Here is a 20,680-nt window from a genome sequence, read left to right as displayed (position 1 = left end):
CTCCTCCTGCTCTGTTCGTCGTCGCTGCCGGCTATCGCGTGTCGAGGCGCAGGAGCGCCGGCAGCGCGAGCGCGGCGAGCAGGAGTTCGGTGCCGCCCGCCAGTAGGAAGGCGTCGCCGAAGCCGTAGCGTTCGGCGACCCAGCCGCCGCCGACGATGCCGGCGAGGAAGCCCAGCGAGCCGGCGGCGTTGAACCCCGCCATGTGGACGCCGCGCTCGTCGTCGTCGGCGATGTCGGTGACCAGCGCCATCGTCGCGGGCGCCATCAGCGCGCCGAGCACGCCGACCGCCACCATGCCGGCCTGCGCGAGCCGGAGCCCGGGAGCGAGGCCGACGCCGACGACGGCGACGCCGTACAGCGCGGAGCCGGCGGCGATGGGAATCGTCCGGCCGACGCGGTCGGAGAGCCGTCCGAAGGGGTACTGGAGGAGCGCGAACGGCGCGAAGAACAGCGCGAGCGTGAGCCCTGTCGCGCCCGCGTCGAGGCCGAACGCTTGCCGGAAGTACAGCGTCCCGACGAGCGCGAAGAACCCGGCGGTGAAGCGGTCGATGAACCCGAAGGCGTAGGGCACGCCGACGGCCGGCCGGTCGGCGACCGTGCGGACCGCCGAGACGAGCGTGTCGCCGTGTCCGGTGGGCGCCCGGTCGGGGACGCGGGTCGCGAGCAGGCCCGCCACCGCGAGCACGCCCGCGCCGGCGACCAGCGGTGCTCTGGGCGCGAGTTCGGTGAGCTGGCCGCCGACGGGCGCGCCGAGGGCGGTGCCGAGCCCGATGGCGATGCCGGCGGCGCCCATGTCGGCGCCGTGGTCGTCCGAGAGGTCCATCAGCATCGTCATGGCCAGCGAGAACGCGCCGATGGTGACCGCGCCCTGTGCGGCGCGCAGCGCGAGCGCGCCGGCGAGGCCGACCGGGGCGGCGGCGAGCGCGGCGTAGCCGACGCCGCCGCCGACGGCGCCCGCGACGATGAAGGGGACGCGGCGGCCGGCGCGGTCGCTGGCGTACCCCCAGACGCCGGCGAACGCGACGAACGCGCCGAACTCGGCGGCGAGGAACCACCGGCTGGCGGTGTCGGCGTCGGCGGCGCCGTAGGCGGCGACGAGGTCGCTGGCGCCCGGGTACAGCAGCACTTGCGCGAACAGGACCGCGAAGACGACCGAGGCGAGGGCAGCGCGCTCCCGACGGACCATCCAGCGAGGGTTGGCGCTGCGGGGACAAGAGGCCGGCGACGGGGGAGCCGGTGGCGTCGTGGCCCCGATACTCGGTGCGTCGGGCGACATCCCCGACCCCGGCGACAGTTGCCGTAACTGGTGTGCATATGCGGTCGGAGATATATTACTGTAACCAATGACAGACGGGAGTCGCGGGCGGGCGACTGACAGCGTCCACGCGGGCCAAGACGTCGACGAGACGGGCGCCCGCGCGCCGCCCATTCACCAGACCACGTCGTACGTCTTCCCGGACGCCGACGAGGCCGCGGCCCGCTACGCCCTCGACTCCGAGGACGACGTCTACTCGCGCATCTCCAACCCCACCGTCTCGGTGCTCGAGGACCGTCTCGCCGCGCTCCACGGCGGCACTGGCGCCGTCGCGACGAACACCGGCATGGCCGCACTCGACGCCATCACGACCACGCTCGCCGAGGCCGGCCGGACCGTCGTCGCCGGCGCCGAGATGTACGGTGGCACGGCGACGTACTTCGACACCATCGCGCGCAAGCGCGGCGTCGACGTCCACACCGTCGATGCCCTCGACCCCGACGCCGTCGCCGACGCCATCGACGACAGCACGGCGTTCGTCCACGTCGAGACCATCGCGAACCCCTCGCTCGTGACGCCGGACTTCGGCGCGCTCGCCGAGGTCGCCCACGACCACGCCGTGCCCCTGGTGGTCGACAACACGTTCGCCACGCCGGAACTGTGCCGTCCCATCGAGCACGGCGCCGACGTCGTGTGGGCGTCCACGACGAAGTGGCTGCACGGCGCCGGTACCACGCTCGGCGGCGTCGTCGTCGACGGCGGAACGTTCCCGTGGGACCACTCGGACGCCGACTTCCCCGAACTCTCGGGCGAGAACCCGGCGTTCGCCGTCGACTTCACCGAGCGGTTCGGCGACCGCGCGCTCGCGGCGGCCGTCCGCCAGCGCGCAGTCCGGTGCTGTGGCACCGGGCAGACGCCCTTCGACGCCTGGCAGACCCTCCTGGGCGTCGAGACGCTCCCGCTGCGGGTCGCCCGGCACTGCGAGAACGCCGCCGCGCTCGCCGACTTCCTCGCCGACCACCCGGACGTCGACTGGGTGTCGTACCCCGGCCGCGACGACCACCCGACCCACGAGGCGGCCAGCGAGTACCTGGAAGGGGGTGCCGCGAGCGGAGCGAGTGACACCTCGGCAGACACGTCTACCGGTGGGTTCGGCGGCGTCCTCACGTTCGGTCCAGAGGGCGGCTTCGAGGCGGCGAAGGCCGTCTGCGAGGGCGTCGAACTCGCCTCCTTCCTCGCGAACGTCGGGGACGCGAAGACGCTGGTCGTCCACCCGGCCAGCACCACCCACGCCCAGCTCGACGAGGCCGAGCAGCGCGAGGCCGGCGTCGCGCCAGAGATGGTCCGGGTCTCCGTCGGCATCGAGGACACCGACGACGTGCTCGCCGACTTCGAGCAGGCGCTGCGGGGGGCGCACTGATGCCGACGGAGACACTCACCGACTTCCAGTTCGACGCCGGCCAGACCATCGAGGAGTTGACGGTCGCCTACGAGACGTACGGCGAGTACGACGGCAGCAACGCCGTACTCGTCTGTCACGCGCTGACGGGGAGCCAGCACGTCCGCGGCCGGGCGGACGGACAGGGCCGGGGCTGGTGGCAGGACGTCGTCGGCCCCGGGAAGGCCATCGACACGAACGAGTACTTCGTCGTCTGCGCGAACGTCCCCGGGTCGTGTTACGGCACGGACGGCCCGCCAGCCGACGGACCGGACGGCGAGCCCTGGGGCACCGACTTCCCGCCGGTCACGGTCGGCGACTGGACCCGCAGCCAGCGCCGGCTCCTCGATGAACTCGGCGTCGGCCGCCTGCACGCCGTCGTCGGCGGGAGCGTCGGCGGCATGAACGCCCTCGACTGGGCCCGCCGCTACCCAGACGACGTCCGTCGGGTCGCCGCCGTCGCAGCCGCTCCCCGCCTCGACGCCCAGTGTCTGGGCCTGAACGCCATCGCACGCCGGGCCATCCGCGGCGACCCGGACTGGAACGGCGGGGACTACTACGGTCGCGACCACCCCACGCAGGGGCTGGCGCTCGCCCGCCAGCTCGGCCACCTCATGTACCTCTCGAAGGACTCGATGGCGGACAAGTTCGGCCGCCGCACCGCCGGCCGCGAGGCGGGCGACGACGCCTTCCCGACCGACCCGGCCGGCGCGTTCTTCCCCTACCGGGACGTCGAGTCCTACCTCGACTACCAGGCCGACAAGTTCGTGGAGCGCTTCGACGCCAACAGCTACCTCTATCTCGTGCGCGCGATGGACGATTACGACCTCGCCGCGGGCTACGACTCGGACGCCGACGCGCTCGCGGCGTTCCCAGGCGAGGCGCTCGCGCTGTCGTTCACGGGTGACTGGCACTTCACCGTCGCACAGAGCGAGGAGCTGGCCGACGCCTTCCGGGCCGGCGACGCCGACGTCGCCCACCACGTCGTCGACTCCGACCACGGCCACGACGCCTTCCTCGTCGAACCCGAATCGGTCGGCCCACCGCTCAGCGACTTCCTCGCCGACGGCGTCGACGGGCGCTCGGTCACGGACACTCTCGAGGACGACGGCGAGCACGGCGAGTACGCGCCGGTCCACAACGGTCTGTTCTCCGGATAGCCGCCCGTCGTCGTCCCGCAGCCGGCCGGGCAGCGGACGCCGCGCCGGCTGCCGCTCGTCCCGAAGACCGGCAGGACCTGCAGGTGTCGGCGCGGTTTACCCCACGGAGTGTCTCTGTCTCTCTATGGCAGACGACCACGGATTCCACACGAACAGCGTCCACGCGGGCCAGGACGTCGACCCCGCCACGGGGTCGCGGGCGCCGCCCATCCACCAGACGACCTCCTACGTCTTCGACGACAGCGAGGACGCCGCCGCCCAGTTCGCCCTCGAGAAGGAGGGCTACATCTACTCGCGGCTGATGAACCCCACCGTCGCGACGCTCCAGGAACGCCTCGCCACCCTCGAGGGCGGCGTGGGCGCTGTCGCCACCGCCTCCGGGATGGCGGCCCTGGACCTCGCGACGTTCGTACTGGCCAGTGCCGGCGACAATGTCGTCGCGTCCAGCGACCTCTACGGCGGCACCGTCACGTACCTCACGCACAGCGCCGAGCGCCGCGGCATCGAGACGACCTTCGTCGACACGCTCGACTACGAGGCGTACGACGACGCCATCGACGAGGACACCGCCTACGTGCTCGTCGAGACGGTCGGCAACCCCAGCCTGGTCACGCCCGACCTCGAACGCATCGCCGACATCGCCCACGACCACGGCGTCCCACTCATCGTGGACAACACGTTCGCCACGCCCGCGCTCGCCAACCCCATCGAGCACGGCGCCGACGTCGTCTGGCACTCCACCACGAAGTGGATTCACGGCGCCGGCACCACCGTCGGCGGCGCGCTCGTCGACGCCGGCAGCTTCGACTGGAGCGCGCACGCCGACGACTACCCCGAAATCGCCCAGGAGAACCCGGCCTACCACGGCGTGAACTTCGCCGAGCGGTTCGGCGACGCGGCGTTCACGTACGCCGCTATCGCCCGCGGGCTGCGCGACCTCGGGAACCAGCAGTCGCCGTTCGACGCCTGGCAGACCCTCCAGAAGCTCGAGTCGCTCCCGCTGCGGATGGAGAAACACTGCGAGAACGCCCAGCTCGTCGCCGAACACCTCCAGGAGCACCCCGACGTGGCGTGGGTGAACTACCCCGGACTGTCGGACAACGAGACCCACGAGAACGCCAGCAAGTACCTCGACGGCGGCTACGGCGGCATGGTGACCTTCGGCGTCGAGGGCGGCTACGACGCCGCGCAGGCCGCCACCGAGGAGACCGAGCTGGCGAGCCTGCTGGCGAACGTCGGCGACGCGAAGACGCTGGTCATCCACCCCGCCAGCACCACCCACCAGCAGCTCACCGAGGACGAGCAGCGCGCCGGCGGCGTCCTCCCCGAGATGGTGCGGGTCTCGGTCGGCATCGAGGACCCGGCCGACGTCGTCGCCGACCTCGAGGCAGCAATCGAGACAGCGGTCGCGGCGACTGGCGGCGACTGACGCCGCCCAATCGAGACGGCAGTTCCGCCTATCGGCGACACCCGAGACGATTCCTCTCAGGTGAAAACCGCCCGAAGCCGTGAAGTAGGGGCGTCCTAACCGTCGGGACGTACCCATGGTGGATACGTTCACGCTCGCCGTGCTCGCAGCGATCCCCATCGCCGTCGCGTTCGGCCTGCTGGTCGGCCTGCGGTGGTCGGCCGCCCGGGCGATGGGCGTCGGCTGGCTCATCGCGACCGTGCTCGGTATCGGCGTCTGGGGGATGCAAGCCCAGTGGTGGGCCGCAGCCGCCGTCTACGGCGCGCTCCAGGCGTTCAGCATCATCCTCATCGTCTTCGGCGCCATCCTGCTGATGAACTACCTCGACGGCAGCGGCGCCATCGCGACCATCCGCTGGTACTTCCGCCAGATCGAGGAGGACCGGCGCGTGCAGGTGTTGCTCGTCGGCCTCGGCTTCATGACCATCATCGAGGGCGCGGCCGGGTTCGGGACGCCGGGCGCGCTCGCCGCGCCGCTGTTCATCGGGCTCGGCTTCCCGCCGCTGGCGGCGGCCGTCTTCGGGCTGTACTTCAACGCCCCGAACCCGCCGTTCGGCGCCGCCGGTACGCCGGTCATCGGCGGCGTCGGCGCCGTCATCGAGGGGTCGCTCCCGGAGCGCATGCCGGTGCTGGAGTTCCTCGACCTCGTATCGGCGTGGACCGGCGTCCTCACGGGCATCACCTACGTCTTCTGGGGCGTGCTCGGCGTCTACCTGCTGACGTACTGGTTCGGGAACGACGGCGAGCGGTCGCTGACCGGCGCCGTCGGCCCGACGCTGGAAATCGCCCCGTTCGCGGTGCTACTCGGCGCACTGACGGGGGTGACGCAGTGGCTGGTCGCGTGGTTCATCGGGCCGGCGCTGCCCGACATCGCCGCCGGCTTCGTCACGCTCGGCGTCGGCCTCGTGCTCGCGAACCGCGGCGTCCTCGTCCCCGAGAACACCTGGGACTTCCCCGACCGCGAGTCGTGGACGGACACGTGGCGGGGCGGCCTCGACCTCGACGAACTCGACAACGACGAACCGAGCAAGGAGATGTCCGTGTTGCTGGCGTGGACGCCGTACCTCCTCGTCGCCGCCGTCCTTCTGCTCACGCGGTGGCCGACGCTCCAGGTCGGCGGCGAGCAGATCGTCTCCGTCGTCCAGTCGTACGCCGTCGGCTTCGACGTCCTCGGCTACGAGGACCTGAACTGGTCGCTGCGGTACCTCTACCTGCCGGGGACGATGCCGTTCGTGCCGGTCGCCATCCTCACCGGCTGGCTGCACGGCATGGACGGCTCGGAGATGGCCGCGGCGTGGAAGGAGTCCTTCCGCCAGATCGCGCCGGCGGCGCTCACGCTCGTGGTCGCCGTCTCGATGACGCAGGTGATGATCCAGTCCGCGACCAACCCCACGGACGTCATCGGCATGATGACGGCGCTGTCCCGCATCCTCGCGGAGGGCGCCGGCGCGGGGCTCCCGCTGGTGTCGCCGTGGATTGGGACCCTCGGGTCGTTCATGACCGGGTCGAACACGTCCTCGGACATCCTGTTCAGCGTCCTCCAGTACGAGGCCGCCTCGCAGGTCGGCGCGTCCCGCGCGGTCGTGGTCGCCCTCCAGAACACGGGCGGCGGCATCGGGAACATGGTCTCGGTGCTGAACGTCGCCGCAATCTGTGGCGTCGTCGGCATCACGGGCCGCGAGGGCGACATGCTCCGGAAGACAATCGTGCCGACGGTTCTGTTCGCGCTGTTCGCCGGCGTGCTCGGGATGCTGTTCAGCTACGTGCTGTTCCCCGGGCTGTTCTGACGAGCGCCGTCCACCGTCCGGCCGCCACCGCGGCGGCTCCGACCCCCACACAATAACACCACGCACTCCCTACGACACACCAATGGCAACACGCGACACCCCACCCGACGGCGACCCGGCGGACGACCCCGGCGCGAACTACGACTACGCCAGCGACAGCATCGAGCGCCCCGACCTCGTCGACGACCTGCGCGAGCGCGTCGACGGCGACGTGCGCTTCGACAGCTACACGCGCCAGCTGTACGCCACCGATGCCAGCATCTACGAGGTGCTGCCGGTCGGGGTCGTCTTCCCGACGTCGACCGAGGATGTCGCGGCCGTGGTCGAGTACTGCGCCGACCGCGAGATTCCCGTGCTCCCGCGCGGCGGCGGCACGAGTCTGGCCGGCCAGACGGTCAACGAGGCGGTCGTCCTCGACCTGAAACACGACATGGACGGCTTCGTCGGCTTCGACCCGGAGGCCGAGACTGCCCGCGCACAGGCCGGCATCACGCTCGCCGAACTCAACGACGAACTCGCCGAGTACGGCCTGAAGTACGCCCCGGACCCGGCGTGGGGCGACAAGAGCGTGCTCGGCGGCGCCATCGGGAACAACTCCACGGGCGCCCACTCGCTGGTCTACGAGAAGGCCGACGGCTACCTCGAGTCAGCCGAGGTCGTGCTCGCGGACGGCACCGTCACCACGCTCGGCTGGGTCGACACCGACGACCTCGGTGACCTCGCGGACCCGGACGGCGACCTCGAAGCCCGCATCTACGCCGAGGTCCAGTGCCTCCTCGACGAGGAGGCCGACGAGATCCGGGAGCGCTTCCCCGACCTCAAGCGCAACGTCTCCGGGTACAACTACGACCGCGTCCTCGAGGACGCCGCGGAGCGCGGCGCGGTGAACGTCGCGCGCCTGCTCGCCGGCAGCGAGGGCACTCTCGGCGTCGTCACCGAGGCCGAGGTGTCGCTCGAACCGGTTCCCGAGGAGACGGCGGTGGCGATGCTCACGTACGACGACGTCCTCGACGCGATGCGGGACGTCTCCCCCATCCTCGAACACGACCCCTCGGCCGTCGAGGTGATGGACGACGTGTTCCTCGACCTCGCGCGGGACACCGGCGAGTTCGCGGACGTCGTCGGGATGCTCCCGGAGGGGACGGACTCGACGCTGCTCGTGGAGTTCTACGCCGACAGCGAGGCCGAGGCCCGCCAGCGGGTCGCCGACCTCGTCGCCGACCGCCTGCCGAGCGCTACGCCCGACGGCGACCCGAGCGAGGGTGCCGGTGGCGTCACCGACGACCCCGTGCAGGCCGTCGACGTGCTGGAGGCCTACGACGACGACCGGCAGGCGAAGTTCTGGAAGATGCGGAAGGCCGGCCTTCCCATCCTGCTGTCGCGGACGAGCGACGAGAAACACTACCCGTACATCGAGGACACCGCCATCCCCGCCGAGCACCTCGCCGACTACGTCGCCGACTTCCGCGACATCCTCGACGACCTCGACACGTTCGCCTCGTACTACGCGCACGCCGGTCCGGGCGTCCTCCACATCCGGCCGCTGGTGAACCTCAAAGAGGAGCAGGGCCTCGCGAAGATGGAGGAGATCGCCGACCGCGTCACCGACCTCGTCGTAGAGTACGGCGGCTCGGTCTCGGGCGAGCACGGCGACGGCCGCGCCCGCAGTCAGTGGAACCGCAAGTTCTACGGCGAACAGCTCTGGGACTCCTTCCGGGAGACGAAGGCGACCTTCGACCCCGACTGGATTCTCAACCCCGGGCAGGTCTGCGGGGACGAGGCCGGCGAGTCGGACATGACCGAGAACCTCCGGTTCGACCCGAACTACGAGTTCGACGCCGGCTTCGACCCCGCGCTGAACTGGGACAACGAGAACGGCTTCCGGGGGATGACGGAGCTCTGCCACGGCTGTGCGGGCTGTACGGGCTACCAGGAGACCACCGGGGGCGTGATGTGTCCGACCTACCGCGCCGCCGACGAGGAAATCCTCAGCACGCGCGGTCGCGCGAACATGCTCCGGTCGGCGATGAACGGGAACCTCCCGGACGACCCGCTGGACGACGAGTTCCTCCACGAGGTGATGGACCTCTGTGTCGGCTGCAAGGGCTGCAAGATCGACTGCCCGAGCGGCGTCGACATGGCGAAGCTCAAGACCGAGGTCAAGCACGCACACCACCAGGAGGACGGCGTCAGCCTCATCGACCGCCTGTTCGGCCACACGGAGGAACTCCTCAAACTCGGGTCGCTGTTCGCGCCCGTCTCGAACTGGGCGACCAGCCTGCCGGGCGCCGGCACCGTCGCCGAGAAGACCGTCGGCATCGCGGCCGAGCGCGACCTCCCCGAGTTCCGGCGGGAGACGCTCCGCAAGTGGTTCGACGGCCGGGGCGGCTCCACGGTGCCCGAGGCCGCCGCCGACCACAAGGTGTTGCTCGCACCCGACCCGTACACCAACTACAGCAAGGTCGACGTCGGGAAGGCCGCCGTGCGCGTTCTCGAAGCGGCCGGTGTCCACGTCGCACTGCCGGACGAGGTCGGCGACAGCGGCCGGCCGGCGTACTCCCGGGGGCTCGTCGACCGGACCCGCGAGACGGCACGCGCGAACGTCGACGCGCTCGCGCCGAAGGTCGCCGACGGCTGGGACGTCGTCTACGTCGAGCCCTCTGACGCCGTGATGCTCCAGAGCGACTACCTCGACCTCCTGGGCGAGGCGCCACGCGCCTCGAAGTCGACGAGCGGCGATGAGCCGCGAGTCACCGGCGACGACGTCGAGTCCGTCGCCGCGAGCACGTACGGCGTCTGCGAGTACCTCGACCGCCACCGGCTGGACGAGGCCGCCGGCTTCGACGCCGACGGCGACAGCCTCGCCTACCACGGGCACTGCCACCAGAAGGCCGAGCAGCGCGACCACCACGCCGTCGGCGTCCTCCGGAGAGCGGGCTACGCGGTCGACCCGCTGGACTCGACGTGCTGCGGGATGGCGGGGAGCTTCGGCTACGAGGCCGAGCACTACTCGATGAGTCAGGCCATCGGTGACATCCTCGTCGACCAGGTCGCCGACAGCGACGCCGACACCGTCACCGCGCCCGGGTCGTCGTGTCGCACCCAGCTCGGCGAGCGCGACGACGTCGACGTGGACGGCGAACCGCCCCACCCCGTGGAGAAGCTCGCCGAAGCGCTCTGAGAACCACTCCTCCTCCTCCTCCTCCTCCTCCGCTTCCTACTCTGCTCGCCCGTGTGGCTCCGGCGCGACCAGCTCTATCGGGTGGGTCGACGGCCGGTCGAGCAGGTCGTCGAGCTGGTCGAGACACGACGTGCCGCTGGCGACGACCTGCCGGTCGCCGGTCTCCTCGGTACTGAACTGGTCGGCGAGCTCCTCGCCGACGGCGATGCTGACGTCGTAGTACTCCTGTTTGTACCCGAACGAGCCGGCCATCCCGCAGCACTCCACGTCGGACGTGGCCACGTCGTAGCCGAGCCGGTCGAGGACCGCCGTCGTGTAAGTGTCGACGCCCAGCGTGCGCTGCTGGCAGTGACTGTGGTACGCGACCTCGTGGCCGTCGCCGGCGGCGAGGCTGGTTTCGCTGGCGCCGTTCTCCAGCAGCCCGTAGACGTACTCGAAGACCTCGTAGCTGTTCGCCGCCATCGCCTCGTGGTCGTCCTCGTCCAGCAAGCGCTCGTACTCGCGCTGGAAGATGGCGTGGTCGCTCGGCTCGACGACGACCACGTCTTTCCCCGCTTCGACGTACGGCAGGAGGTCGTCGGCGACCCGCTCGGCCTTCTCGCGGGCCGTGGCGACCATCCCCTGCGACAGGGGGGCGCGACCGCTCGCGCACTCGTCGGCGACGGTGACGTCGACGCCGAGCGCCTCCAGCGCGCGCACGGCGGCCTTCCCGCGGTCGACGTCCATGTAGTTGGTGTAGAGGTCGGGAAACAGCACGACCGCCCGGTCGGGGTCCTCGACGTCGGGGCGGCCCTCTGCCCACGACTTGAGGGTCTCACGCTGGAACGTCGGCAGGTCCCGGCGGTCGTCGACACCGAGGACGCGCTCCATCGCGGCGCCCGCGACCGAGGAGCCGGCGACCCAGTTCGACAGCGGCGCGAACGCCGACCCGAGTTTCGCCAGCGTCTCGAAGTTCCCGAACAGGCGCTTCTGGAGGTCGACGCCCGCCGGCTCCTCGTCGGGCGTCAGGCCCTCGACGAGCCAGTCGAGGTCGCCGCCGTGCTCGCTGCGGTTCGCGCGGTCCCGGACGACGGTGTTGATCCACGGGATGTCGATGCCGACCGGGCAGGCGTTCACGCACCGCGAACACCCCGTACAGAGGTCGTTGAACTCGGCGGCGGTGTCCAGGCCCTCGACGCCGGCCTCCCAGCCGGTGGCGATGCCGCCGGAGTACGTCTCCCCGCCGAAGGCGTGGCCGCCGACCTGCTGGAAGTTCGCACACGAGTTCGAGCACGCCGAACACCGGATGCAGTACAGCGTCTCCCGGAGGTCGTCGTCCTCCCGCATCGCCATCCGACCGTTGTCCACGAGCACGAGGTGGAACTCGCGGTCGTCGGGGCTGCCGACCTCGTCGGTCTGGAAGTCCAGCGTCGGGGAGCCCACGGGCGGTGTCAGCAGCGAGAGGTACGACGTGATGTCCTGGCCCGTCCCCGACCGGCCGATGAGCTCGACGAACGGCCGGAGGTCCTCCACCGAGGGAATCACCTTCTCGACGCCAGCGACGGCGACGTGGGTGTCGGTCGCCGTCACCGTCTTCCGGGCGTTGCCCTCGCTGGTCACCAGCGCCACCGTCCCGGAGTCGGCGGTCACGAAGTTCGCGCCCGTCACGCCGACGTCGGCGTCGGCGATCTGTTCGCCGAGTTTCTCGCGGGCGAACATCGTCAGGTCCTCGGCCGTCTCCAGCTCGCGGTCGGGGTCGAAGCGCTCCTCGAACAGCTCGGCGATGCTCTCCCGGGACTTGTGGATGGCGGGCGCGACGATGTGCGACGGCGCCTCGTCGGCGACCTGTAGCACCCACTCGCCGAGGTCCGTCTCCACCACGTCGACGCCGTCGCCGGCAAGCGCCTCGTTCAGCTCCAGCTCCTCACTGGTCATCGACTTCGACTTCACGACCCGGTCGCCGTCGACGTCCGCCACCACCTCGCGGACGTACTCGTTGGCGTCTTCGGCGTCGTCCGCGAGGTAGAGGGTGCCGCCGTTGGCCTCGACGGCCTCCCGCAGGTTCTCGATGAGGTCTGGGAGGCGCTCGATGGCGTCCTCCTTGATTTCGCGGGCCTCCTCCTTGAGGCCCTCGTAGTCCTCGAGGTCGGCGACGGAGTCGTACCGGCCCTGATTGAACCCCTGGGTGTTCTCGGCGACAGCGTCGCCCTCGGTCGCGAGGACGCGGCGCAGGTGTTCGGCCTTCGACGCGCGACGCTTCGAGCTCATCGCTCGACCACCACCGCATGGACGGTCTTCGGGCCGTGGGCGCCCTGCACGAGCGCGCCCATGTCCGCGGTGGCGCTCGGGCCGGTCGCGAGGACGACGCTGTCGCCGTCCGCGCGGAACCGGTCGCCGAGTGCCGACAGCGCCTCCGGCATCCCCGGAACCACGTCGTCGGCGGCGACGACAGCGACGTGCTGGTCGCCGTACAGACTCACCGGCTCGACACCGTCGGCCGTCGCGGGCAGCGCGAGACTCCCGTAGTCGGCGACGCCGAGGTCGGCGTGTGTCACGCCCGTCGCCGCCGCTTCGAGGTCGCTCGGCGACGGGTCGGTCGCGACGAACCCGGGTAGCTCCCCGAGGCCGTCTGGCAGCTCGACCCCGACGGCCGGCTCGTCGGCCACGTCCGCGATGGCGTCGCTGACGCCGTCCGGCGCCACCACCGTGTGCGTGACGTCGAAGTCGGCGAGGCGGTCGAGGAAGCGGTCGACCGGCGGCCCCCCAGCTGTCGTGCTCATGTCCCGCAGTTTCGCCACCACTCCTCTAAGCCTGTCGGCGATTGTCGCCGTCCGGGAGTCAGCCTTCCAGCTGGTGTGCGAGCGACTGCCGGTGCCGGTGGCGCCGGCGGTGGGTCTGGTAGGTTGCAGTAGTGGCTATCGCAGCGAAGCCCACAATTGCCCACGCTGCGGGTGTGAACTCCCCGACGAGGGGTGCGTCCACGGCGGCAGCCACGACCAGCGCCGCGCCGGCGGCAGCGAGTGCGCCGTAGTGCGCGACGGCCGGCCGACCCTCGCCGGGCACGTCGGCCATGTGGACGCCGACGGTCGACGCGTTCGGGCCGGGTCGGACGGCCTTCGTCTGGTCGTCGTAGTCGACGACGTCGAGGTCGTCGAGCTTCGGGAGGTGGTTCTGGTGCAGCGAGATGTAGACGCTGCGCCGGGCGTCCCGCGGCGGCGGGTCGCTGCCCGTCTCGCGGGCGGCGATCTCCTCGGAGAGCTCCCGCGCGGTGACGGCGTCGCTGGTGGCCGCGACCTGTTCGAGGACCATCCGCCGCCGGTCGTTCCGCAGGATGTCGTGGACGTCGCTCTCGCCGATCTCTCCCACGTCCGGGTCCTCGACGGCGACGCTCTGAGTCACGGCAGTCGCGAGAACAATCACAAATCTAACTGGTAAAGCTTTCCCCGGCCAGCCCGTCACGCTCATGTCACGTCGGTGTGAACCACTCCAGCGTGCAACGGGAGTCCACCGACGGCCTCCGCGCCGCCGTCGCCGCGAACGGCAGCCCCGCCGACGCCGTCCTCGTGGCCGCCGTCCCGGCCGTCCTCGTCGCCGTCTTCCTCCTCCCGGAGACCACCCGGGAGGCGTTCGTGCTCGACTACCGGGCGCCGACGGCCGTCGACCTGTACGCCTCGCACTTCGTCCACTTCGGGCGCACGCACCTCGCGGCGAACCTCGCGGCGTACGCGGCCGCCGCTCTGCCCGCCTACTGTTGCTGTGCGGCCGCCGGCCGTCGCACGGACTTCCTCGCGGCGTTCGGCGCCGTCCTCGCCGTCTTCCCGTACGCGCTGTCCGGCCTGAACGCCGTGTTCGTCCGGCCGAGCGTCGGCTACGGGTTCTCCGGGCTGGCGATGGCGTTCCTCGGTTTCCTGCCGGTGGCGCTGGCGCTGTTCGCTCGCGAACGCCTGCTCCCCGGCGTCAGCCTCGACCACGCGCCGCTTCTGTTCTTCGCCGGCGCCGGCACCGTGGCCGTTCTCGCGGTTCCGGCGTCACGATTCGCGCTCGTCGGCGTCGCCGTCGCCGCCGTCGGCGTCGCGGCCTACGGCCGGTCGCTGTGGCGGGCCGTCGACGCCAGCCGACTGCGGGCGGCACTCGGCCGAGCCGGCGACGCGGAACTGGCGGCCGCTGGCGTCGTGCTGGTGCTGGCGGCGCCGTTCGTCGCGTTCCCCCCGGACGCCGCCGGCGACGGCTACGTCCTGAACGTCTACTCGCACTTGCTCGGGTTCTGCCTGGGCTTCATCGCGCCCTACACCGCGCTCCGGCTGGCAGCCGTCCTCGAGTGACGACGAGCTACGGCGACCGCAGCCGGTGGACGAGCGAGCTCCGCTGGCTGTACGCGCGGTAGAGCCCGGACGCAGCCACGGCGACGAACGCCGCCAGCGCCCACACCGCCGCGGACACCGACGACAGCACCGGGACGCCGACGCTGGCGGCGGCCACGAGCAGGCCGCCGAGAACGGCGAGCCCGGCGTGGAACTCTGCGAACGACAGCCCGTACTGCGGCACTACCTCCATGTAGACGCCGACCTCGGCCGCGTTCGCTCCCGGCCGCACCTCCCGCTCGTCCTCGTCGTAGTCGACGACGTCGAGGTCGTCGAGCTTCGGGAGGTGGGTCTGCTGCAGCGAGATGTAGACGCTCCGCCTGACGTCCCGCGGCGGCGGGTCACTGCCGGCCTCCCGGGCCGCGATGGCCTCCGAGAGGTCGCGTGCGCTCACGGCGCCCGACGCGTCTCCCAGGTGTTCGAGCACCATCCGCCGTCGGCCGTTCCGGAGGACGTCGTGGATCTCCGCCTCGCCGATGTCGCTCTGTCTCCCCTCGCGCCGGCAACTCCCTCGAACGTGGCTCACAGGTGGCTCCCCCGTCACCGACCCACACATGTCGGGTTTGTAAGTGTTTTCCGTTCGTTGCAGCGATCCCCGACCGACAGAAATCACGGCTTCCGTCGCGGTAACGACCGATTAAAAAAGACGGTGGTGGGCTTACTGACTGTTGCCCGGGTGGCGACCCCCGACCGCGTGCCCTGTGCCGACCCGGGTGTGCCCGCAGTCCCCTTCCCCCGGGGGGACTGTCCTGTGCTCGACCGACTCGTGCCCAGACCGCCGGCGCCTACCGGCGGTCACTACCGTCCTCACGCGAGCAGTCCGCGCTCCCGCAGCACCGACGCCAGCGACGGCATCGACGCCACCGACTCGTCGCAGTGCTCGCCCACGCCGGGCTTCGGGTCGAACCCGACGGCGTACCCGGCGGCGTCCAGCATCGGCACGTCGTTCGCGCCGTCCCCGACCGCGAGCGCGTCACCGGGAGCGACGCCGAACTGCTCGCAGACCTCCCGGAGTGCGTCGTCTTTCGTCCCCTCGACCAGCGGTCCGTCGACGTCGCCGGTGAGCTCGCCGTCGGCCACCAGCAGGCGGTTCGCGATGACCCGGTCGGCGGTCACGCCGGCCGCGTCCAGCGCCGCCTCGACACCCGGCCCGAACCCGCCGGTGAGGACCACGACGGGCACGCCGGCGTCCCGCAGGTCGGCGAGCACTGCCGCGGCGCCCTCGCGGAGCCGCACGCCGCTGTACACCTCGTGGGCGTCGTCCTCGGGGAGTCCGCCGACGAGGCTCGCGCGCTCGCGGAGGCTCTCGGCGTACGAGAGCTCGCCGCGCATCGCGCGCTCGGTGATCGTCGCCACCTCGTCGCCGACGCCCGCCCGCGCCGCGATGCGGTCGAGCATCTCCGAGTCAGCGAGCGTGCCGTCGAAGTCGAACGCTACCAGCGCCATACCCGTGGTTAGCGGGCGCCAGTCAAAAGGCTCGTCGCCGCGGCAGCACTACGCGTGCCGGGCGAGCGCGCGGTCCCGGGTGGCGGCGACCGCGCCGAGGTGGTCGGTGTCGAGCACGTCGAGCGACGCGTTGGGGAGAGCGTCGACGACCGATCGGGCTGCGTCGAGGGGGGCGTTCGTGTCGTCGCGGCCGTGGAGCCAGCGGACGTCCGCGGCCACGTCGTGGAGGGTGAGTGGCCACTCGCGGACCGCCTGCGCGGACTCGCGCACGATACCGTCGGCACCGCTGGAGAGGGCCCAGAGGAAGTCGCGTCGCGTCGCGTCGAGCACGTCAGCGGGGAGGTGGTCGGTGCCGTCGGTCGTGTACTGGGCGGCGACGAACTCGGGGTCGTTGCGTTCGGCGGCCCACGCTTGCGCGCGCAGCAGGCCACCGAGCAGTCGGGGGGTGTGGGCGGCGAGGCCGCCGAGCACGCGCTGTACGGTCGGGACGTCGCCGACGTGACCGGGGGGCGTGGCACCGGCGACGACGGTCACGCCGTCAACGCGTTCGGGGGCGGCGGCTGCGGTTGCGAGCGCGTGGGCGGCACCGCCGGAGAACGCCAGCAGGCCCGCAGTGTCCACGCCGGCGTCGGCCAGCAGGGCCTCGACCACGCGTGGGGTGTCGCTGGCGTCGTAGTCGGGCCAGGCGTCGGACTCGCCGTAGCCCGGGCGGCTGAACGCCAGGACGCGGACGCCGTGCGCTCGCGCCGACTCGTTGTAGAACCGGCCGAACGCCCGGGAGCCGGGCGTGCCGTGGAACGCCACCACCGGCTCGCCGTCCGGGTCGCCGAACGACCCGTACGCCACGCGGTGGCCGTCGACGCGGACGGTCCGGTGGGTGTCGCTGTCGGACTGGTTGACCGCCGCGCACCGCTCCTGCTGTCCCGGTGCGCTCACACAGCCTGCTCGGGGCGCGACGGGACAGAGCCTGACGCCGGACACATCCGGCTCTTTATATCGATGCAGCGCCGAGACATCGTCGTGCGCCGCGTCTCGTTCCGCGCCGACTACCCGGCAGGCCGCCGGCATCGGCTCCACGACGAACTCGTCGCCCGCGACGGCGTCGACCGGTCGGACCTCCTCGTCTGGGGGCCGGCCGGCGCAGCCACCCAGTTCGCGTGGTTCGACGCCGGCCCGGAGCCGACCGCGGCCCTCCTCGACGCCGTCCCCGAGGTCTCGGAGCGCCGTCTCGTCGCCGGCGACGGCGGCACGTACGCGTTCACCCGCCAGACCGGGTTCGGGTTCGACGAGGACCTGCTGGCAGTGGTCGCCGCCGCCGACGTCGCGTTCCTGCCGCCCGTCTCGTTTCTCGGGGACGGCACCGCCACGTTCGACGCGGTCGGCGAGCCCGAGCGCCTGAGCGCGCTCCACGACGCCCTCAGCGACCACGCCGACGTCGCCATCGAGGTGGTCCGGGACTTCCACCGGGACGGCACGCCCGCCGCGGTCACCGACCGCCAGCGCGCCGCCCTCGACGCCGCCGTCGCCGTCGGCTACTACGAGGTTCCCCGGGAAGGGTCGGTCGCGGACGTCGCCGCAGAACTCGACTGCTCGGCGTCGACGGCCGGCGAGCTCCTCCGGAAGGCCGAGGCTCGCGTCGTTACCGACCTCGTGGACTGACTGGTCCACGTTCGCGGTGACTCTCCCCCACACCCCGCCGTGACTATGCACGAACGTGCAGATTCTCGGGGGCTGGCGGCCGTGTCAATACGTGCATCTGCGGAAACGCTTATCGGCGCTCGCGCCGACTCCACGGTATGCGAGTTCTCGTCACGGACCCCATCGCGGACGCCGGTCTCGCCCGACTCAGAGACGCCGGCCACGAGGTAGAGACGGCCTACGACGCCGAGGGCGACGCGCTTCTGGACGCCGTCGGCGACGCCAACGCGCTCGTCGTGCGCTCCGGCACCGAGGTCACGGAGGCCGTCCTCGCGGCGGCCCCGAACCTCGTCATCGTCGCGCGCGCCGGCATCGGCGTCGACAACATCGACATCGACGCCGCCACCGACCACGGCGTCGTCGTCGCAAACGCCCCCGAGGGGAACGTCCGCGCCGCCGCCGAACACACGGTCGCGCTCGCGTTCGCCACCGCGCGCTCGGTCCCGCAGGCCCACGCCCGCCTGAAGGAAGGCGAGTGGGCGAAAGGCGACTACCTCGGCACCGAACTCAACGGCAAGACCCTCGGCGTCGTCGGCCTCGGCCGCGTCGGCCAGGAGGTCGCGAAGCGCCTCGACGGCCTCGGCATGGACCTCGTCGCCTACGACCCCTACATCGGCGAGGAGCGCGCCGCCCAGCTCGGCGCCGAGCTCGTCGACTTCGACGAGTGCGTCGCGCGCGCCGACTTCCTCACCGTCCACGTCCCCCTCACCGACGAGACGGAGGGCCTGATCGGCGAGGAAGCGCTCGCCCAGATGGAGGACGGCTACGTCGTCAACGTCGCCCGCGGCGGCGTCGTCGACGAGGACGCACTCGCCGAGGCCGCCGAGAACGGCGTCATCGCGGGCGCCGCCCTCGACGTCTTCGGCGAGGAACCCCTCTCAGCCGACTCGCCGCTCCTCGAGGCCGAGAACGTCGTCACCACGCCGCACCTCGGTGCGTCGACGCTGGCCGCCCAGGAGAACGTCGCCACCGACACCGCCGACCAGGTCGTCGCCGCGCTCGCCGGCGACCCCGTCGTGAACGCGCTGAACGCCCCGAGCGTCGAGCAGTCGGCGTTCGACCGCATCCGGCCGTACGTCGACCTCGCGGAGACCGCGGGCACCGTCGCCGCCGGCCTCTTCGACGGCCGCGTCGAGCGCGTCGACGTCAGCTACCACGGCGACGTCGCCGGCGAAGACGTCGAACTCGTCACCGCCGCCGCCCAGCAGGGCGCGTTCGCCGGCCTCGAGTGGCAGGTCAACGCCGTCAACGCCCCGCGGGTCGCCGAGGAGCGCGGCATCGAGGTGACCGAGACGAAGAACCGCCAGAGCGAGGACTTCCAGAGTCTGGTCTCGGTCACGGTCGGCAACGACGACGAGGAACTCACCGTCTCCGGCACCCTCTTCGCCGGCGACGACCCCCGGCTCGTGGAGATCGACGGCTTCCGGGTCGAGGCCGTCCCGCACGGCCACATGCTCGTCGCGCGCAACCGCGACGAACCCGGCGTCATCGGCTTCATCGGCACCGTGCTCGGCGACGCCGACGTCAACATCGCGGGGATGTTCAACGCCCGCGAGACCCGGGGCGGCGAGGCGCTGACCGTCTACAACCTCGACGACGACGTCCCCGGCGAGGCCGCCGAGCGCCTCGTGGCCGACGACCGCATCGTCGACGTCACGAGCATCGAACTGAACGGCGAGTAGCCCCTAGACTCTTTTGTCAACGGCGTCAACGATATTGTATGGGGACGAAGCAAGTTCGGGTGAGTGAACGACTGTACGCCCGTGTCGAAGACGAGAAACGGGAGGGAGAGTCGTTCAGCGACGCGCTCGAACGGATGGTCGACGGCTACGGCCTGCTCGACTTCGCAGCCGACGTCGAGAACGTCAGCGACGCCTGGGACACCGCGGCTCTGGAAGCCGAGTTCGAGGCCGACGACGAAGAGAACCGGGAGGCACTCGACGAGGAGCTGCCGTGATTCTGGACACCGAATTTCTGGGCAATCTCGTCGAACAGACGCCAGCAGCCGTGGAGAAAGCGGGTGAACTCGACGCACGAGATAATCCGGTGCGCGTTCCCGCGATGGTCGTCTCGGAACTCTACTACGGCGTCGCGAACGCACCAGAAGCGTCGCGGGAGACGCTCAGAACCGGCTACGGGAAGCTGTTCGAGTCGTACCCCGTCGTCGAGTTGGACGGCGCCCTCGCTCGGAGGGCAGGCCGGATTCGGGGTCGGCACGCGCGCTCAGATTCGCTGGCCACCCTGGACGGCGCCGACTCCGCCGTCGCCGCCACTGCGCTCTCTTACGACGAACCGGTCGTGAGTAACGACCGTAACTTCCGGGGCGTCGACGGCTTGACCGTCGAGACGTACTGAGGGGGTTTTCACGACAGTTGTTTTCCCGCCGGCCGCCGTGGAGCCGGCATGGCCTCCGTCAGCGACACCTTCGTGGAGAACCGCGAGCGCGTCCAGCCCGACGACACGAACAACTACGCGTCGGCCCACGGCGGCAACGTCGTGAAGTGGATGGACGAGGTCGGCGCGATGGCGGCGATGCGCCACGCCGGCGAGACCTGTGTGACCGCCCGCATCAACAGCCTCGACTTCGAGCGCCCCGTCCCGCAGGGCGACATCTGCGTCATCCGGGCGTACGCCTACGACACGGGCCGCACGAGCATCAAGGTGCGACTGCAGGCGTTCCGCGAGGACCCCCGGAGCGGGGAGACCGAACAGACCACCGACTCCTACTTCGTGTTCGTCGCTGTCGACGACGACATGCACCCGACGCCGGTCCCCGACCTCGACACCGAGAGCGACCGCTGTCGGGAGCTCCGCGAGGAGGCGCTCGCCGGCGAGGAGGACCACTGACCGGCCGACCGCAAGCTCCACGAGTCGTCGGTGCGGACTCCGGTGCTGCCGGTTTCCGCGC

General features: G+C 71.3%; 18 protein-coding genes. 11 read left to right on the top strand and 7 right to left on the bottom strand.

Annotated elements, in window-relative coordinates; all coding sequences use genetic code 11:
• Positions 1-31: 31 nt before the first annotated feature.
• On the bottom strand, positions 32-1,186 hold the full coding sequence (locus LT971_RS00515) for an MFS transporter (protein ID WP_237004893.1): 1,155 nt from the start codon (positions 1,184-1,186) through the stop codon (positions 32-34).
• 157 nt (positions 1,187-1,343) lie between these two features.
• On the opposite strand from LT971_RS00515, the gene LT971_RS00510 reads away from it, so the two are divergent.
• From LT971_RS00510 to LT971_RS00490, 5 genes are all read left to right on the top strand, one after another.
• A complete protein-coding gene (locus tag LT971_RS00510; protein ID WP_237004892.1) occupies positions 1,344-2,675 on the top strand; it encodes an O-acetylhomoserine aminocarboxypropyltransferase/cysteine synthase family protein in 1,332 nt (443 codons plus the stop codon).
• Positions 2,675-3,853: a homoserine O-acetyltransferase MetX gene (gene metX, locus LT971_RS00505; RefSeq protein ID WP_237004891.1), complete on the top strand. Its 1,179-nt coding sequence runs from the start codon at positions 2,675-2,677 to the stop codon at positions 3,851-3,853. Before LT971_RS00510 ends, metX begins: the two co-directional genes overlap by 1 nt.
• Before the next feature lie 124 nt (positions 3,854-3,977).
• Entirely contained in the window at positions 3,978-5,282 is a 1,305-nt protein-coding gene (locus LT971_RS00500) for an O-acetylhomoserine aminocarboxypropyltransferase/cysteine synthase family protein (RefSeq protein ID WP_237004890.1), read from the top strand.
• Positions 5,283-5,397: 115 nt separating this feature from the next.
• The gene (locus LT971_RS00495) at positions 5,398-7,107 is read left to right on the top strand and encodes an L-lactate permease (protein ID WP_237004889.1); all 1,710 of its coding nucleotides are present in this window, start codon (positions 5,398-5,400) and stop codon (positions 7,105-7,107) included.
• Positions 7,108-7,189: 82 nt separating this feature from the next.
• A complete protein-coding gene (locus LT971_RS00490; RefSeq protein ID WP_237004888.1) occupies positions 7,190-10,288 on the top strand; it encodes an FAD-binding and (Fe-S)-binding domain-containing protein in 3,099 nt (1,032 codons plus the stop codon).
• Positions 10,289-10,324: 36 nt separating this feature from the next.
• Here the strand turns inward: LT971_RS00490 and LT971_RS00485 are convergent, their stop codons facing one another.
• Genes LT971_RS00485 through LT971_RS00475 form a run of 3 tightly spaced genes read right to left on the bottom strand, consistent with a single transcriptional unit; the run spans position 10,325 to position 13,666 of the window.
• Positions 10,325-12,535 (bottom strand): LUD domain-containing protein, encoded by a 2,211-nt coding sequence (locus tag LT971_RS00485; protein WP_237004887.1) that lies wholly within the window; start codon positions 12,533-12,535, stop codon positions 10,325-10,327.
• Entirely contained in the window at positions 12,532-13,047 is a 516-nt protein-coding gene (locus tag LT971_RS00480) for an LUD domain-containing protein (RefSeq protein WP_237004886.1), read from the bottom strand. The genes LT971_RS00485 and LT971_RS00480 overlap by 4 nt, the downstream gene beginning before the upstream one ends.
• Positions 13,048-13,105: 58 nt before the next feature.
• Positions 13,106-13,666 (bottom strand): DUF7344 domain-containing protein, encoded by a 561-nt coding sequence (locus tag LT971_RS00475; protein ID WP_237004885.1) that lies wholly within the window; start codon positions 13,664-13,666, stop codon positions 13,106-13,108.
• A 92-nt stretch (positions 13,667-13,758) separates the two neighbouring features.
• On the opposite strand from LT971_RS00475, the gene LT971_RS00470 reads away from it, so the two are divergent.
• Complete coding sequence (locus LT971_RS00470; RefSeq protein ID WP_237004884.1) at positions 13,759-14,589, top strand: hypothetical protein; 831 nt, start codon at positions 13,759-13,761, stop codon at positions 14,587-14,589.
• A gap of 7 nt (positions 14,590-14,596) precedes the next feature.
• On the opposite strand, the gene LT971_RS00465 is transcribed toward LT971_RS00470, so the two are convergent.
• From LT971_RS00465 to LT971_RS00455, 3 genes are all read right to left on the bottom strand, one after another.
• A complete protein-coding gene (locus tag LT971_RS00465) occupies positions 14,597-15,154 on the bottom strand; it encodes a DUF7344 domain-containing protein (protein WP_237004883.1) in 558 nt (185 codons plus the stop codon).
• Positions 15,155-15,435: 281 nt separating this feature from the next.
• Positions 15,436-16,074, bottom strand: a complete 639-nt coding sequence (serB, locus tag LT971_RS00460) for a phosphoserine phosphatase SerB (RefSeq protein ID WP_237004882.1) — start codon at positions 16,072-16,074, stop codon at positions 15,436-15,438.
• Between the two features lie 48 nt (positions 16,075-16,122).
• Positions 16,123-17,010, bottom strand: a complete 888-nt coding sequence (locus LT971_RS00455; RefSeq protein WP_237004881.1) for an alpha/beta fold hydrolase — start codon at positions 17,008-17,010, stop codon at positions 16,123-16,125.
• Positions 17,011-17,073: 63 nt separating this feature from the next.
• On the opposite strand from LT971_RS00455, the gene LT971_RS00450 reads away from it, so the two are divergent.
• The 5 genes from LT971_RS00450 (at position 17,074) to LT971_RS00430 (ending at position 20,619) form a co-directional block, all read left to right on the top strand.
• Complete coding sequence (locus tag LT971_RS00450) at positions 17,074-17,733, top strand: helix-turn-helix domain-containing protein (protein ID WP_237004880.1); 660 nt, start codon at positions 17,074-17,076, stop codon at positions 17,731-17,733.
• A gap of 137 nt (positions 17,734-17,870) precedes the next feature.
• Complete coding sequence (gene serA, locus LT971_RS00445) at positions 17,871-19,454, top strand: phosphoglycerate dehydrogenase (protein WP_237004879.1); 1,584 nt, start codon at positions 17,871-17,873, stop codon at positions 19,452-19,454.
• 38 nt (positions 19,455-19,492) lie between these two features.
• A complete protein-coding gene (locus LT971_RS00440; RefSeq protein WP_237004878.1) occupies positions 19,493-19,729 on the top strand; it encodes an antitoxin VapB family protein in 237 nt (78 codons plus the stop codon).
• Positions 19,726-20,127 carry a PIN domain-containing protein gene (locus tag LT971_RS00435; protein ID WP_237004877.1) on the top strand — a complete coding sequence of 134 codons (402 nt, stop codon included), beginning with the start codon at positions 19,726-19,728 and terminating at the stop codon, positions 20,125-20,127. The genes LT971_RS00440 and LT971_RS00435 overlap by 4 nt, the downstream gene beginning before the upstream one ends.
• 48 nt (positions 20,128-20,175) lie before the next feature.
• Entirely contained in the window at positions 20,176-20,619 is a 444-nt protein-coding gene (locus LT971_RS00430; RefSeq protein ID WP_237004876.1) for an acyl-CoA thioesterase, read from the top strand.
• The last annotated feature ends 61 nt before the right edge of the window (positions 20,620-20,680 follow it).

Origin of the sequence: Halobacterium rubrum, from assembly GCF_021729015.1 — an archaeon.
GTDB classification, from domain to species: domain Archaea; phylum Halobacteriota; class Halobacteria; order Halobacteriales; family Halobacteriaceae; genus Halobacterium; species Halobacterium rubrum.
This window is presented reverse-complemented; position numbering and strand designations above follow the sequence as displayed.

Bases quoted from the DNA above. Each gene is read 5' to 3' on its own strand.
- LT971_RS00495 (WP_237004889.1), top strand. From the start codon at position 5,398: ATGGTGGATACGTTCACGCTCGCCGTGCTCGCAGCGATCCCCATCGCC.
- LT971_RS00480 (WP_237004886.1), bottom strand. From the start codon at position 13,047: ATGAGCACGACAGCTGGGGGGCCGCCGGTCGACCGCTTCCTCGACCGC.
- LT971_RS00485 (WP_237004887.1), bottom strand. From the start codon at position 12,535: ATGAGCTCGAAGCGTCGCGCGTCGAAGGCCGAACACCTGCGCCGCGTC.
- metX (WP_237004891.1), top strand. From the start codon at position 2,675: ATGCCGACGGAGACACTCACCGACTTCCAGTTCGACGCCGGCCAGACC.
- serB (WP_237004882.1), bottom strand. From the start codon at position 16,074: ATGGCGCTGGTAGCGTTCGACTTCGACGGCACGCTCGCTGACTCGGAG.
- LT971_RS00450 (WP_237004880.1), top strand. From the start codon at position 17,074: ATGCAGCGCCGAGACATCGTCGTGCGCCGCGTCTCGTTCCGCGCCGAC.
- LT971_RS00440 (WP_237004878.1), top strand. From the start codon at position 19,493: ATGGGGACGAAGCAAGTTCGGGTGAGTGAACGACTGTACGCCCGTGTC.
- LT971_RS00490 (WP_237004888.1), top strand. From the start codon at position 7,190: ATGGCAACACGCGACACCCCACCCGACGGCGACCCGGCGGACGACCCC.
- LT971_RS00430 (WP_237004876.1), top strand. From the start codon at position 20,176: ATGGCCTCCGTCAGCGACACCTTCGTGGAGAACCGCGAGCGCGTCCAG.
- LT971_RS00515 (WP_237004893.1), bottom strand. From the start codon at position 1,186: ATGGTCCGTCGGGAGCGCGCTGCCCTCGCCTCGGTCGTCTTCGCGGTC.
- serA (WP_237004879.1), top strand. From the start codon at position 17,871: ATGCGAGTTCTCGTCACGGACCCCATCGCGGACGCCGGTCTCGCCCGA.
- LT971_RS00500 (WP_237004890.1), top strand. From the start codon at position 3,978: ATGGCAGACGACCACGGATTCCACACGAACAGCGTCCACGCGGGCCAG.
- LT971_RS00510 (WP_237004892.1), top strand. From the start codon at position 1,344: ATGACAGACGGGAGTCGCGGGCGGGCGACTGACAGCGTCCACGCGGGC.